Source organism: Priestia sp. SIMBA_032 (assembly GCF_046535215.1).
Taxonomy (GTDB): domain Bacteria; phylum Bacillota; class Bacilli; order Bacillales; family Bacillaceae_H; genus Priestia; species Priestia aryabhattai.
Genome location: NZ_JAWRXD010000442.1, coordinates 1 through 290 on the forward strand (window position 1 = coordinate 1; position 290 = coordinate 290).

Here is a 290-nt window from a genome sequence, read left to right on the forward strand (position 1 = left end):
TTAATCGGTTTAATCTTCTTCGGAGTAATTGGTTTAAAACGAGTAACAGAAGAAAAAGAAGCGAAGGAGGCCGCATAAAATGGCTTGGGTATTTTTAATTCTAGCTGGTATTTGTGAAATTATTGGTGTACTCTTTATGAAAGTAGCCACTGAAAAGAAAGGCTGGGCACCAAAAGTTATTTTAATCGCTAACTTCGGCGTAAGCTTCTTCTTCTTATCTCTTGCGATGAACACATTACCGATGGGAACTGCTTACGCAATTTGGACTGGAATCGGAACTGCTGGAAGTG

1 protein-coding gene and 1 pseudogene are annotated in these 290 nt (G+C 39.3%); both read left to right on the forward strand.

Translation table 11 applies throughout. The features are described from left to right. Positions 1 to 78 (forward strand): annotated as a pseudogene (locus tag SB717_RS35085) (QacE family quaternary ammonium compound efflux SMR transporter); the annotation flags it as partial. Between the two features lies 1 nt (position 79). Next, positions 80 to 290: DMT family transporter (locus SB717_RS35090; protein ID WP_410907511.1), on the forward strand; the 211-nt coding region annotated here is incomplete at its 3' end.